Origin of the sequence: Eilatimonas milleporae (genome assembly GCF_003688555.1) — a bacterium.
GTDB lineage: Bacteria > Pseudomonadota > Alphaproteobacteria > Sphingomonadales > Kordiimonadaceae > Eilatimonas > Eilatimonas milleporae.
Genome location: NZ_REFR01000010.1, coordinates 413,406 through 426,569, shown reverse-complemented (window position 1 = coordinate 426,569; position 13,164 = coordinate 413,406). Strand labels below are relative to the sequence as shown.

Annotated in this window: 11 protein-coding genes and 1 riboswitch; of the genes, 7 read left to right on the top strand and 4 right to left on the bottom strand. The window is 61.2% G+C overall.

Annotation, left to right across the window (positions count from 1 at the left end; genetic code table 11):
• Positions 1-59: 59 nt before the first annotated feature.
• Positions 60-2,258, top strand: coding sequence for a S46 family peptidase (locus BXY39_RS06750; RefSeq protein WP_121938077.1), 2,199 nt, complete (start codon positions 60-62; stop codon positions 2,256-2,258).
• A 258-nt stretch (positions 2,259-2,516) separates the two neighbouring features.
• Here BXY39_RS06750 and BXY39_RS06745 read toward each other — a convergent pair whose 3' ends face one another.
• Both BXY39_RS06745 and BXY39_RS06740 read right to left on the bottom strand, forming a co-directional pair.
• Positions 2,517-2,888, bottom strand: coding sequence for a hypothetical protein (locus BXY39_RS06745; protein WP_121938076.1), 372 nt, complete (start codon positions 2,886-2,888; stop codon positions 2,517-2,519).
• A gap of 75 nt (positions 2,889-2,963) precedes the next feature.
• On the bottom strand, positions 2,964-4,103 hold the full coding sequence (locus BXY39_RS06740; RefSeq protein WP_121938075.1) for an alpha/beta hydrolase: 1,140 nt from the start codon (positions 4,101-4,103) through the stop codon (positions 2,964-2,966).
• A 93-nt stretch (positions 4,104-4,196) separates the two neighbouring features.
• Between BXY39_RS06740 and BXY39_RS06735 the strand changes: the two genes are divergently transcribed.
• The 3 genes from BXY39_RS06735 to BXY39_RS06725 all read left to right on the top strand — a co-directional run bounded on the left by BXY39_RS06735 (position 4,197) and on the right by BXY39_RS06725 (position 6,488).
• Positions 4,197-5,045, top strand: coding sequence for a helix-turn-helix domain-containing protein (locus BXY39_RS06735; protein ID WP_170163682.1), 849 nt, complete (start codon positions 4,197-4,199; stop codon positions 5,043-5,045).
• 209 nt (positions 5,046-5,254) lie between these two features.
• Positions 5,255-5,740, top strand: coding sequence for a MarR family winged helix-turn-helix transcriptional regulator (locus tag BXY39_RS06730; protein ID WP_121938390.1), 486 nt, complete (start codon positions 5,255-5,257; stop codon positions 5,738-5,740).
• Positions 5,721-6,488, top strand: coding sequence for a class I SAM-dependent methyltransferase (locus BXY39_RS06725; RefSeq protein WP_121938073.1), 768 nt, complete (start codon positions 5,721-5,723; stop codon positions 6,486-6,488). Before BXY39_RS06730 ends, BXY39_RS06725 begins: the two co-directional genes overlap by 20 nt.
• A gap of 404 nt (positions 6,489-6,892) precedes the next feature.
• Here BXY39_RS06725 and BXY39_RS06720 read toward each other — a convergent pair whose 3' ends face one another.
• Both BXY39_RS06720 and BXY39_RS06715 read right to left on the bottom strand, forming a co-directional pair.
• Positions 6,893-7,864: an alpha/beta hydrolase family protein gene (locus BXY39_RS06720; RefSeq protein WP_170163681.1), complete on the bottom strand. Its 972-nt coding sequence runs from the start codon at positions 7,862-7,864 to the stop codon at positions 6,893-6,895.
• A 17-nt stretch (positions 7,865-7,881) separates the two neighbouring features.
• Complete coding sequence (locus tag BXY39_RS06715) at positions 7,882-8,841, bottom strand: GlxA family transcriptional regulator (RefSeq protein WP_121938071.1); 960 nt, start codon at positions 8,839-8,841, stop codon at positions 7,882-7,884.
• Between the two features lie 278 nt (positions 8,842-9,119).
• Between BXY39_RS06715 and cobD the strand changes: the two genes are divergently transcribed.
• The 3 genes from cobD (at position 9,120) to BXY39_RS06700 (ending at position 13,122) form a co-directional block, all read left to right on the top strand.
• The gene (gene cobD / locus BXY39_RS06710) at positions 9,120-10,208 is read left to right on the top strand and encodes a threonine-phosphate decarboxylase CobD (protein WP_121938070.1); all 1,089 of its coding nucleotides are present in this window, start codon (positions 9,120-9,122) and stop codon (positions 10,206-10,208) included.
• Positions 10,195-10,806: a cob(I)yrinic acid a,c-diamide adenosyltransferase gene (cobO, locus tag BXY39_RS06705; RefSeq protein WP_121938069.1), complete on the top strand. Its 612-nt coding sequence runs from the start codon at positions 10,195-10,197 to the stop codon at positions 10,804-10,806. Before cobD ends, cobO begins: the two co-directional genes overlap by 14 nt.
• Positions 10,807-10,905: 99 nt before the next feature.
• Positions 10,906-11,114: riboswitch (cobalamin riboswitch) on the top strand.
• 148 nt (positions 11,115-11,262) lie between these two features.
• On the top strand, positions 11,263-13,122 hold the full coding sequence (locus BXY39_RS06700; protein ID WP_121938068.1) for a TonB-dependent receptor plug domain-containing protein: 1,860 nt from the start codon (positions 11,263-11,265) through the stop codon (positions 13,120-13,122).
• Positions 13,123-13,164: the final 42 nt, after the last annotated feature.

Genomic DNA, 13,164 nt, shown 5'->3' with positions numbered 1-13,164 from the left:
CGATACGACAGAGACACAATTTGCCCGCACGCAACGCGGCATTCATTTCGGGAGACATCATGAAAACCAGTAGACGATCCGTCATCAGCCTGTGGCTTGCCGCATCCCTGACAGGGCCTGTTCTGACCGGGCATGTTCTGAGCGGGCCTGTTCTGGCAGGGGAGGGTATGTACACGCCCGATCAACTGCAGGATATCAGCGGCGACCTGCGCAAAGCGGGATTGAGGATTTCAGCCGCCAAACTGGCTGACCTGACCGGCTTTCCCATGGGGGCTGTCGTGTCCCTCGGCGGCTGCTCGGCGAGTTTCGTCTCAAACCAGGGCCTGGCCGTGACCAACCATCACTGCGCGCGCGGGTCCGTCCAGTATAATTCGACGGCGGAAAACAATTATCTTGAGAATGGTTTTCTGGCCGCGACCCGGGGGGACGAGCTTCCGGCGGCGCCGGGGTCGCGTATCTATGTGACCACGGAAGTCACCGATGTGACGGAGCGTGTGCGCACGGGCACCGCGACCCTGGACCCTCTTGAGCGTTACGAAACGGTCCAACAGCGCCGCAAGGACATCACCGCCGAATGCGAGGTGGACGCGGGCTATCGCTGTCAGGTCGCCGGTTTCTACGGCGGGGCTGAATACAAGCTCATCAAGCGGCTTGAAGTGCGCGATGTGCGCCTTGTCTATGCGCCCGCAGATTCGATCGGCAAATATGGCGGCGACATCGACAATTGGCAGTGGCCCCGCCATACGGGCGATTTCGCCTTCTACCGTGCCTATGTCGGGCCGGACGGCACGGCGGCCGACTATAGCGAAGACAATGTACCCTATGAGCCGGAGCATCATTTGAAGGTGAGCGCGGCAGGCTTGGAAGACGGCGACTTTGTGATGGCGGCGGGCTATCCCGGTTCGACCAGTCGCTACACTTTGCTGGCGGAGGTGGAAAACACCTTCGATTGGACCTATCCGACATGGACCGTTCTTCTGAACGACTGGATTGATACGATCGAGGCGACGGCCCCTGAAGGGTCCGATGCACGGGTGAAGTATGAAGCGCTTCTCGCCGGTCTCAATAATTTTGAGAAGAACCTGCGCGGCCAGATAGAAGGCGCGCGGCGTGTGGGGCTTGTCGACCGCCGCCGTGCCCGCGAGGCCGCACTGGCGGAGTGGATTGCCGCCGACAGTGCACGCGCGGATTATGGCGAGGCCATCACCGCCCTGTCCGCCCTTTCGGAAGAGAGTGCCGCGGCGGCCCGGACACAGTTCTGGTACGGCAATGTCTCTCGCCCGCAGCTTTTCTCGGCGGCGAGACGGCTCTACCGTCTGTCCAAGGAGCGCCTGAAACCGGATGCCGAGCGGGAGCAGGGCTATCAGGAACGCGATATGGCGTTTATCCGGCAAGGCCTGCAAGCGATCGACCGCCGCTTTGACCCGGCGGTCGACAAAGCGCAATGGATCCTGTTCCTGAAAGGCTATATCGGGCAGCCGATGGCTGAGCGCGTCGCGGACTTCGATGCGGCCCTCGGCCTGACGGCCGAGACCACGGCGGAAGAGCTGCCGGCTCTCCTGGACCGCTTCTACGAGAATACCACGCTTGGCGATACGGAGACACGCCTTGGTCTGATGGACGCGACGCCGGAGGCGCTGGAGGCAAGCGACGACCCCTTTATCCAGCTTGCGGTCGCCATGTATGCGTATGGCTTCACCCTTGAACAGCAGAGCAAGGAGCGCGCCGGTCGCGCACTGGCGCTTCGCCCCACATACATGGATGCCATCACCGGTTGGCAACGTGAACAGGGGCAGCTGACCTATCCGGATGCCAACAGCACGCTGCGCGTGACCTTTGGCAGCGTGCTTGGCGGCAGCCCGAGGGACGGCATGGCCTATCTGCCGTTCACGACCCTTGAGGGCATCACGGACAAAAATACGGGCGAGGCTCCATTCAATGCGCCCCAGTCCTTGCTCGACCGGGTTGCGGCCAGGGATTATGGACCCTATGCCTTGAAGAGCATCGGTTCCGTGCCGGTGAACTTCCTCTCGGACCTTGACTCCACGGGCGGCAACAGTGGTTCGGCAACGCTCAACGCACGCGGTGAGCTGGTGGGCCTGCTGTTTGACGGGACATTCGAAAGCGTGAATTCAGACTGGGACTTCGACCCGCGCACCACGCGAACGATCCATGTGGATACGCGCTACATGCTTTGGGTCATGGACAAGGTGGACGGTGCCCGGACCCTCATTGAGGAAATGGACATCGTCGACTAGACGCGGCAGCGTCATTTCCGGAAGCGGGCACGTCTGTCGGCGGGCGAGCCGGCTTCCGGATCACACAAACCGGCCGCCACACTCTGATCGGGCAGGCGGTCCGCCGAGAGGGTCCGAAGGGCAGGGCGGCCGCTAACGGCACTGCCTTGGGTAAAACATCTGCGACAACAGCGGCGTCCATCACCATTTGACCGTATCAAGACACATGGTCCAGGGCATAAGGGTCACGGTGTTTCCGGGCGGTGATGCGTGCGTGGTTCATAGAAACAGCCCCGCCAGTCCCAAACCGGTTACGGGCACGAACAACCAGCCCTGGGGCATCGTCCCATATCCGATCTGCAAAAAGGGCGGCATCCCGATCCCAAGCAGGCCGACGGACGCCGCCACGGCGGTGCCGACAATAGCAAGGCCGGTCTCTGCCGGGGCGACCGCCGCCACGCCAAGGAGAACGGCCTGGAGGATCAGCGTCAAAGTCGCAATATGCCAACAGAAATATTGTACGCACCGCACCTTGTCCGGAAGGCCGGTTGCTTCAAGCAATGGCCGTGCAATTGTTTTTCCGCCGAGGAAAAAATGCAGCCCGGCATTAAATGTGGCGAATGCGGCAGCGATGGCAAAATATGTATTCATCAGGGTCGGTCCTCCAATCCGGGATGCGCAGATCAGACCTATGCACGGTCGATCGGCGAAACCAATGAGATGCGGTCACGACTTTTCGTCTGCCGTCAGCAACCCGGAAATGTTGTTTACTGGTGCGGATACCCCGCACGGTGGGCGTTTGCCGAATGCGTTTTCAACAACGGTTCGACCGTTGGGCGTGAACGAAGCTGCTTCTCCGACAAAGAAACGCACGGCTTCAGAGATCCGCTTCAGCGCCTCGGTCGAGGCGGTCTGACTGCTGTCAAAGAGTTGGAAGTCATGCGGCATGGTCGGCCAGATATCGAGCATCAAACGCGCGCCATTGTTTTTTTGTGCCTCGGCAAACGCAATCGACGTTTGGTGAAAGATCTCGCGGCCGCCGGCCTGGAGATAAATCGGCGCGCAATCCCTGTAGTCGTGCGCGACCGGGGAAAGGGCGTCCCGCACAAAACGGCCACCGCCATTGAGCCATTCACCGAACTTCACCGCCATCCAGCCCTGAACCAGATCATAGCGATCATTGGCATGCAGATGAGGAACGCTGTCGCCTATATCGGTCCAGGGGCTGAGCGCGATCGCGCCTGCGGGCTGACGGCGCCCAATCCTTTTCAATTCGTGGAGCAGCATCAACACCATATGAGCCCCCGCGCTGTCGCCAATGAGGACACTCTTTTCGGGTGAGATCTCTTCCGTCAGATATTCCCACGCGGCGAGGGCGTCCTCCGATTGCGCCGGATGCGGGTGCTCCGGCGTCAGGCGATAGTCCGGTGCAAACACAGGGGCCCCGATATGGTGGGCGAGCATCGCGGCGAAGCGGTGGCTCATCGCACCGTGGAAGGCGTACCCCCCACCGTGGAAATAGAGAATGGTCGCGTCAGTGGTTCCTTGACGTGGATGATACCACCGGCCCCCGGCGCCGGTTGTCTCGCGCACATCGACGTCATAGACATCCGTTGTTTCCGTCTGCAGGCTGTCCAGGATCATGCGGCCCTTTGCGATATCGCCGCCGTTGAGCGCCCTGGTAAACTGGTGGCGCCAGAAGCGGACCCCGATCTCCAGATAAGCGTCCCAGGTCGGCTCCATCCTGCTGCCGAAAATACGGCGCAGATATGTTGAAACAGCGATAGAGTTTAATGCCAAAGCACTTGATACTTTCAATCCAAGTGGACCGTGCATTTTGATACGGGCCATTTTAACGCGGGCCATGATGCATACTCCTCAAATTGCGCGTCGAGTATCCATCATCCCGCCGACATGACGATAGAACGGTTGCGACACCTGAATACGGAGACAGACCCCTTGCCTGGCCGCGCCGCACTTCTCCTGCCCGACATCGCTTTATCAGAGTGTCTGTTCGGCGCTATTGTGCGCGATACGCGTGGGGCCAGCCTCACCGACAGGGAGCGCACCAACTATTTTCCGGCTTCGCCGCTCGTCACGGTGACCTGGGTCATCGAAGGCGAGACCAGGATGGCGGACGAGGGCTGCGATGCAACACATGCAAGGCAAGCCAAGGCCCTGCCACCCGTGACGCTTGCCGGGCCCCGTACAGGCCCGTTTGTCAGCTGGAATCCGGGGCCGGTCTTTGCAATCTCCATCGGTTTTTACCCGGACGCCTGGGTGCGCCTGACGGGAACGGAACCCGAGAGCATCGTAGACAGGACGGTGGCCGATGTTCCGAGCGCAATTACCGGTCTGCTGCACCCTGACGGATCAATGACCGCCGCCCATATGTGGGACGGGTTTCAAAGCGCTCTGTTGCCCCATTGGTCGGAAGCGCGCGGAGAGGGTGCCCAAAGCCGTTATCGAAGCCGGCTGTCGGACTGGAGCCGTGCCCTGGTCGTGCGGAGCCTGATGTCCGGACCGGGGCGAACCGTTCGCGCCGTACAACGGCGCCTGAAGCGGTGGTCCGGTCAGTCGCGCCGCGCGCTGGACTTTTTTTCACGGATTGAAAGAATGCATGAACTCGCCGTCCGCCAGGATGAAACCAATCCCGCTGACCTCGCGCTGGAAGCGGGCTACTCGGACCAGTCGCATATGGGCAGGATGGTCCGCAAAGCGACGGGGTTTTCCCCGGTTCAGCTCAATGAACTGGTCAAGCGGGATGAAGCCTTCTGGTGTTATCGCCTGCTTGGAGAACGCTTTTAAGGCGGGCTCCCTGAATTCCGGCTGCCCAAGGTGACAAGACTGCCGGTCGAGACGGAACGGCATGAGAGACGCGGGCAGGCAGGTTGAACACCCAGGCGCATCGCCTAAGAGCAGGGTGCCCATGATACAGCCGGCAGCCGCTGCCTGATCCGGGTTTGTTTTTCAAACTCTTCCATTGCATATACATTACCGGTCATGTAAATCGGGACATGGCTTATGATCACCAACCCGGACTGGGCGAATTGTTGCGGCATCTCATAGACTTGGTCGATGGGGGCACGCAAAGCGTTTACGGTAAAATGGGTCTGGACTATCGCCCGCGATATACGCCGTTGATGCGCGGTATCGGGCGCGGGCAGTCGACTGTCACCGATATCACGGCCGCCGTTCAGATCACGCAAGGCGCGGTCAGCCGGACGGCCAAGCTGATGGAGGCCGATGGCATTATCCACCGCGAAACCGGCGAAGACAGCCGTTCAAGTGTGCTGCGACTGACTGAAAAGGGTTTGATGCTGCTGGATCGCCTTGAGCGGCATTGGGAAGATACGTTCACAGCGATCGAGGACCTGGAAACCGAGATCAACCACCCGCTTCGCGATACGCTCACCAGTGCGATATCCGCATTGGAGGCCGACGGGTTTTCGCAGCGACTGACCAGAGTGATGGAGCGTCGTCATGACCGTGAAAACCCCTAGCCGCAAGGGGCAGGGCGACCACTGGACGGACGGCGGGCAGGACTATTCGGCATACAGGCCGACATATCCCGCGGCACTTGCCGATGCACTGGCCGCACTGGCACCGGAAACCGGGCTGGCCGTCGATGCCGGATGCGGAACCGGCCAGCTTTCAACCCTTCTTGCCGGGCGTTTCGACCGGGTGATCGCCACGGATATCAGTGGCGATCAGATCGCCAACGCCACCGCGGCAAAGGGCGTTACATACCATGTCGCGCCCGCCGAGCAGATTCCGGCGGGCGCTCAGGACGTCGACCTCATCACGGTTGCGCAGGCGGCGCACTGGCTCGATCTTGACGCTTTTTACGGCGAGGCAAAGCGGGTCGCCAGGCCCGGCGCGGTCATGGCGCTCATCTCATACGGTGTGTTGACTATCGACGGTCCTTTGCAACAGCGGTTTCAGGATTTTTACTGGCGCGATCTGAAAGATTTCTGGCCGCCCGAAAGGCGCCATGTCGAGACAGGGTATGCGGACCTGTATTTTCCGTTCGAACCCATTGCGCCGCCATCCCTGCACATTGAGCGTGACTGGGATCTGCGCACATTTCTCGGCTATCTCGATACATGGTCGGCGGTGAAGGCGGCATACCGTGCCGACCGGTCAAAGCCGGTCGCGGATTTTCATGCCGCCGCCCATGAGATGTGGCCCGATGAGGATGCCCGCCAGCGCATCACCTGGCCGCTGAATTTGAGGTTAGGGCGTCTGTGAGCGCTCTTTTGATACACTGATTGAGACCCAGAGAGCCTCAGAGAGCCTCAGAAAGCCTTCAGGGCCGGAGTATAGCGGGGCAATGATCATCGTGGGCTCGGCACACCGGTCCCGAGGTCACGTGTGATACGCCACGGACAGCACATAAGAGACATCACACAAGGGATAGCGGAAAGGGATAGCGCAAAGGGCAATTCGGATTCCGGCGCCCACGCGCGCGGAAACAAAAGGCGCATAATATATATTATGGGAAATATTTTGTCTGCCTTGCGAAACACGAAACAGCTCCTGGCATTTCCCGGCACCCTTGGTTTCTTCAGTGTTCGCAGCCACTTGGTGTGGTCTCTTGATCGTATCCGTATCGTATCCGTGCGCGTGACGTTCAACGACACGCGACGCCGTCGTTATTCAACCGCGTGCCCGTCGCCCGATGGCGCAAAGCCGTTTTCGATCATCCAGGTCATGATTGGCCGTTGAATATCGTAACGCCTGCCGGTGGCAACATTCCTGAAATTATGATCGCCGAAAGGAAATACGAAAACCGTATGGTTACCCCGTCCAGCGGCCGTGAGCCGTTCGAGACGGCTGAGAGACGGCGTCACCGGGATGACGGCATCCCGCAGGCCGAAAAGCCACAGAATTGGAATGTCGAGTGACTTCAGGACCGGAAGCGGATCAAAACCGTTTTCACCTGTGAAGGCCTCCAACGCCGCATCGGCTTGCGCAATTTCAGCAGGCGTTACGCTGTTGTCGAATTCCGAGCCCCGGTATCGGCGGATTGTTTCACCGTGCACCGCTTCTTCACCAGCGGAAACGGGCGTCCCCTCGCCGATCACGATGAATTTCACGAGATCGGTCCTGCTGGCGGCCAGCGGCATAATCCAGCCCGCCTGGCTGCCCCCAAACAAGCCAATCCGCGCGGCATCGATTCCGGGCCGGGTTGCCGCCCATTCAACGGCGGCCACCATATCGTTTGCGAGAGCATCAAAGAGATCGATGCTTCCATCGACGGAAAACCGGACATATTCACCCGTTGATACGCCTATGCCGCGCTTGTCGAAGGACAGGACCGCGACACCCATGTTCAGGGCATTGTGGGTATAAAATCCCACGCCCGTGCGGTCCGTGGGCGCCGATCCGTGTCCGATGACCATGAGAGGCACATCGCCGGATACCGACCGTGGCCGATAGAGGGACGCGCCAAGGCTGATATCGCCGGCATCGATGACCACGCGCTCCTCTGTGAAATCGCTAGGGAAATCCTCAGGAGGATCTTTAGGGGCATCCTTTTGGGCGTGCGCACTGGACGTGCCGATGAAAACAACGGAAACCACTGCAATGATAGCCATTATACGGCCGACCGTGACATCCGTCATAGCTGTTGTTCCCGCTGTCATGATGGGTGAAATCTTTTTTGATACTCGGACGGGGAAATCCCGAATTCCGCTTCGAAGGCGCGCCGAAAACCGTCCTGGCTTTGAAAACCGGAAACGCGCGCCGCGTTGAAGACGCTGATACCCTGATCAAGCATCGAGCGGGCGCCATCCAGTCGAAGCCGCTTTATATAGGTTGCCGGCGGGCATCCGAATTCCTCGCGAAAGCGGCGGGAAAACTGCCTTGAACTCAGACCCGCACGGGCGGCCAGCGCCTCGACCGACAGGTCACGGTGAAGGTTATGCGCCGCCCATTTGCCGATATCCGCCAATTTTCCGGAGGCCATCGATTGCATCTGAAGCGGCATCGAAAACTGGGCCTGCGTTCCCGTGCGGCGCAGAAAAACGACAAGTTCCCGCGCAACTTTCATCGCCGCTTGCGCGCCGAAATCCCGCTCTATCAGGTCGAGGGCCAAATCCATGCCCGCCGAAACACCGCCGGAGGAATAGATTTTCCCGTCACTCATAAACAGTCTGTCCGGCTTTACATGAATGGCCGGATAGCGTTTTTGCAGATCGGCGGCGAATGCCCAATGCGTGGTCACAGCACGGCCATCCAGCAGGCCGGCCTCGGCCAGTGCGTAGGCACCGGTGCATATGGAAGCGATGCATCCAAAGGCGTGGCTGTTTTCCCAGAGCCAGGCGGCCAATGCAGCCAGTGTCCTTTCCTGGCGGATACCCCGACCGCCCGGCACAATCAGCAGATCCGCCTTGGGGCGCCCGGGCATGGTGCAGTCGGCAACGAACGCCAAGCCTGACTCCGCGCGAACATGCAGTTCATCAACAGCCCAGAAAACGACATCATAGGCGGCGCTGCCGTCATCCAGCATGACGCTGGCAAACGCTTCGAGGGGGCCGGCGACATCAATCCCATTGACGTCATCAAAGAATAGTATGGCTATCGTTCGCTTACGGGACATTGTCTTATCCGTACCTCAGATATCGAATGTCTCATATGTCAAAGATACGACCAAATCGGACATATATTCCACACCCCTGCTCTCGCCGTGCATCACCGACACCCCCGGCGGGTCCTGCGGTCCGCTTGCCCAATAGTATTTCCGTGGCAGCGCTGCCGCCGTCCTCATCGAAAACAAGGAATTTGCGACGAAAAAGGCGCTTGCGGCGTGGCGCGATGGCTTTCATGTTAGCCTCGTCGTGTCGCGGCATTCCGTGCCCGTGAAATTTTTCATACCGAATGAACAGGTCTAAAAACAGCGTGGCTTTACCCGGTCTTATCCCCCTCACCGCCGATGATGATGGCCCGGCGCACGGCGGCGACGATGCGGCGGCGGCGGCGTGGCCGGACGCGCCGCGTCCGCTTCTGGATCTGAGCACCGGCATCAATCCTTTCGGATATCCGCTGCCGGACCTGTCCGATGCCATGCCGTGCGATGACGCATGGCGGCGGCTGCCGCAAAGGGATGCGGAAATCCGTTTGAAACAGGCGCTGGTCCGGTATCTGGATATACCGGCGGACAGCGCCGATACACTCGTATTGGCGCCGGGTTCGCAGATATTGATCAACCAGGTGCCCTATCTGTTCCGCCCGCGCCGCGTCAGCGTGTTGAGCCCCACTTACGGCGAACATGCGCCGGCCTGGAGGCAGGCCGGGCATGATGTGGTCACTGTGACATCCCTTCATGATTTCAACGACTTCGACAGCATTCTTGTGATCACCAATCCCAACAATCCGGACGGCCGCATCGTGGAGCGGGAAACGCTCGCCCGGATCGCGGCGCGGATGCGGGGGCGCAACGGCGTGCTGGTCATGGACGAAGCGTTCGCGGACACCCTGCCCGATATCGGCATGGCCGGCACGGTGCGGGAGCTGCCGGTTGTCGTGCTGCGGTCGTTCGGCAAGTTTTTCGGCCTCGCCGGCGTGCGTCTGGGCGTGCTGGCGGCGGCACCCGTCGCAGCGGCGCATATGGCGCGGCGGCTCGGCCCCTGGTGCGTGTCCGGCCCGGCGCTGGAGATCGCGGCCCGGGCATATGCAGACGCCGCGTGGATCGCCGCCACACGCCGCCATCTGGTGCGGGCGGCGAAAAACCTGGACACCCTGCTAAAGCGCCACGGCATGGAGGTGACCGGCGGCACCAGCCTGTTCCGCTATGCCCGGCATGACCGGGCCGCCGCCCTCCGCGAGCGTCTGGGCGCACGCGGCATCCTGGTGCGGGGGTTCGCGGACAGGCCGGACAGATTGCGTTTCGGCCTGCCCGCCGATGACAACTCTACACAAAGATTATCCCATGCATTCAAGGAGATCATGGCCAATGTCGACACCTGACATTAATGAAAACCACAAGGCCGACATGCGCAAGATGCAGGCCGAGCACCGCGAAAAGATCAAGGCGAAAAAAGCCGCCGAGCGCGGACTGCTGCTGGTCAACACCGGCGATGGCAAGGGCAAGTCGACGGCGGCCTTCGGCACCCTGATCCGCGCCCTGGGCTGGGGGCACAGTGTCGGCGTGGTGCAATATATCAAGGGCAACTGGAAGGTGGGCGAGCGCGAGTTTTTCAAACGGTTCGACGATCTGGTGACATGGCACACCATGGGCGAAGGCTTTACCTGGGACACGCAGGACCGGGACCGCGACATCGCCGCCGCACGGGCCGCGTGGGACACCAGCCTGACCATGCTGAAAAGCGGCGCGTATGACCTGATCCTGCTGGATGAGCTGAATATCGTGCTGCGCTACGACTATCTGGATGTGGCGGACGTGGTCGCGGGTTTGCAGGCGCGCTCGCCGCGCACCAGCGTCATCGTGACGGGACGGGACGCCAAGCCGGACCTGCTGGCGGCGGCCGACCTGATTTCCGAGGTCAAGGCCGTGCGCCACCCGTTCGACAACGGCATCAAGGCCATGCGCGGGATTGATTTCTGAGGGATTCCTGTTGGGTGTCCGACGGATTTCCGGGGTCCGCCGGGCATCCTGTCTTTCCACCCCCTGCCCCTTCCCCCTTGCGCCGGGGCATGGCAGGCAGTAACACATGGGGCAGATGGTGCCCATTGTTGTGCAATGGGGTAAAAGGGAAGCCGGTGCGTTTTTCAAGTCCGGCGCTGTTCCCGCAACTGTAGGCGGAGAGCCGTCGTTCCATTGACCACTGGGGCGTTTTCACGCGCCCTGGGAAGGCCGGAACGATCAGGCATCGACCCGCAAGCCAGGAAACCTGCCATCGCGTCGCCCTGCCCGTCAGCCGGGATTTGCTGAGGAGCGCGGGAGCACCGTTCGTGGCGACAGAGTGACCTTTAACCACAAGGGGCCTGTCACCGATGGCGGAATATCAGCACGACATCATACCGTTCAGGTGGCGCGGTCCCGCATGCTTGGGATATCGCCATGAAGACGCATTTCACCCTGTTGTCCTTTACCATGACCGCGCTGTTGCCGACGGCGCTCCTGACACGCCCGGGACTGACTAGTCAGTCAGACGGAGGGGCCTGGGACGAAGAGGATATCGACACCGTGGTCGTGACCGGAACACGCATTCCCACCCCGCTGGACCAGATCGGGCGCAGCGTGTCGGTCATTTCCGCCGCCGAGATCGAGGTTCGCCAGCAACGCTTTCTCTATGACGTGCTGCAGGCGGCGCCCGGCGTGCAGGTCACGCGGACGGGCAGTTTCGGCTCGCTGGCGACGGTGTCCATCCGGGGCCTGGACAGCGACCAGACGCTGGTGGTGCAGGACGGCGTGGTCCTGAACAACCCGGCCTCGTTCGGCAACGGGTTCAATTTCGCCAATTTCGACACCAGCGACATTGAACGGATCGAAGTGATCCGGGGCGCCCAGTCCACCCTGTACGGCTCGGACGCCATCGGCGGTGTGATCAACATCGTCACCAAGGACGGCGGCGACGGGTTCGGCGGGTCCGGCTTTATCGAAGGGGGCTCGTTCGCGACCCTGAGGGGCGCGGCCACGGTGCGCGGCGGGTCGGAAAAACTGTCCGGTCGGCTGACGGTCGCCGGTGTGACGACCGACGGCTTTTCCAGCGCCGACGAGGCCGCCGGCAATACGGAGAATGACGGCTTTGAAAACCTGACCGTTTCGGCCAAGGGGCGCTGGCAGCCGGTGCCGGCGTTCCGCGTGGAGACGCTGGTGCGCTATCAGACCAGCGAGAATGAGTTCGACAGTTTCGAGGGCGTGCCGATTGACGGCGACGAGATCAGCGACAGCGAGGAATGGACCGCCGGGGCCTTCGCCACGCTGGACATGCTGTCAGGCGCGCTGTCGCACCGGGCATCGGTCACCTATACCCGGGTCGACCAGTTCAACACCCGCGAGGACGAGGCGACCTTTGATTCCCTGGGCACGCGGATTTCATATGAATATCAGGGCACGGCGCGGCCGGTGGACTGGGCGACGCTGACCTTCGGCGGGGAGTATGACGAGCAGGAGGCCGAGACCCGCGTCGGTTTCGGCGGCGATCAGGAAATCGATACCGAAAGCCTGTACGGCCTGTTGCAGGTGCGCCCGCATGAGCGGGTCACCCTGTCGGCGGGCGTGCGCTATGACTCGGTTGACGTGTTCGGGTCCGAGACCACCTTCAACGCGGCGGGATCGGCGCGTATTCCGGGGGTCGAGGTGACGCTGCGCGGCAGCTATTCCGAAGGGTTCCGGGCGCCGACGGCGGGCGAGCTGGGCTTCAACCCCGATCTGTTCGCGGAATTCAGCGACGGCTGGGACATCGGGCTGGAACGCAGTTTTCTCGATGACCGGATCCGTGTGGGCGTGACCTATTTCGATCAGCATATCGACGATCTGATCGCCTTTGACCTGGCCGATTTCACCTTCCGCAATATTGAGGAATTCGACAGCGAGGGGGTGGAAATCTATGCCGATGTGCAGGTGAACGAGACGCTGACGGTGAATCTGGCCTACACCCATCTGGACGCCACCAATGTCACCACCACCAACGCCGCCGTGAACCAGCCGGACGACCGGTTCAACGCCGAAATCGCCTGGGCGCCGACGGACCGGCTGACCCTGTCGACCAATGTCCAATATAACGGCACGGAAATCGACGGCGTCAACAGGCTGGACGATTTCATCGTGGTCAATCTGCGCGGGGAATACGCCCTGACCGACCGGTTCGACGTGACCCTGCGGGTGGAAAACCTGACGGATGAGAACTATCAGGACAATTTCGGCTACGGCACCGCGCCGCTGTCGGCCTTTGGCGGTTTGAGGGCGCGTTTCTAGATGGGCACACGCGGTCCATACCGCCGCCTTCGGGCGGTCCCG

Bases quoted from the DNA above. Each gene is read 5' to 3' on its own strand.
- BXY39_RS06715 (WP_121938071.1), bottom strand. From the start codon at position 8,841: ATGTCCCGTAAGCGAACGATAGCCATACTATTCTTTGATGACGTCAAT.
- cobO (WP_121938069.1), top strand. From the start codon at position 10,195: ATGTCGACACCTGACATTAATGAAAACCACAAGGCCGACATGCGCAAG.
- BXY39_RS06745 (WP_121938076.1), bottom strand. From the start codon at position 2,888: ATGAATACATATTTTGCCATCGCTGCCGCATTCGCCACATTTAATGCC.
- BXY39_RS06750 (WP_121938077.1), top strand. From the start codon at position 60: ATGAAAACCAGTAGACGATCCGTCATCAGCCTGTGGCTTGCCGCATCC.
- BXY39_RS06725 (WP_121938073.1), top strand. From the start codon at position 5,721: ATGACCGTGAAAACCCCTAGCCGCAAGGGGCAGGGCGACCACTGGACG.
- BXY39_RS06720 (WP_170163681.1), bottom strand. From the start codon at position 7,864: ATGACGGATGTCACGGTCGGCCGTATAATGGCTATCATTGCAGTGGTT.
- BXY39_RS06700 (WP_121938068.1), top strand. From the start codon at position 11,263: ATGAAGACGCATTTCACCCTGTTGTCCTTTACCATGACCGCGCTGTTG.
- cobD (WP_121938070.1), top strand. From the start codon at position 9,120: ATGAACAGGTCTAAAAACAGCGTGGCTTTACCCGGTCTTATCCCCCTC.
- BXY39_RS06740 (WP_121938075.1), bottom strand. From the start codon at position 4,103: ATGGCCCGCGTTAAAATGGCCCGTATCAAAATGCACGGTCCACTTGGA.
- BXY39_RS06730 (WP_121938390.1), top strand. From the start codon at position 5,255: ATGGCTTATGATCACCAACCCGGACTGGGCGAATTGTTGCGGCATCTC.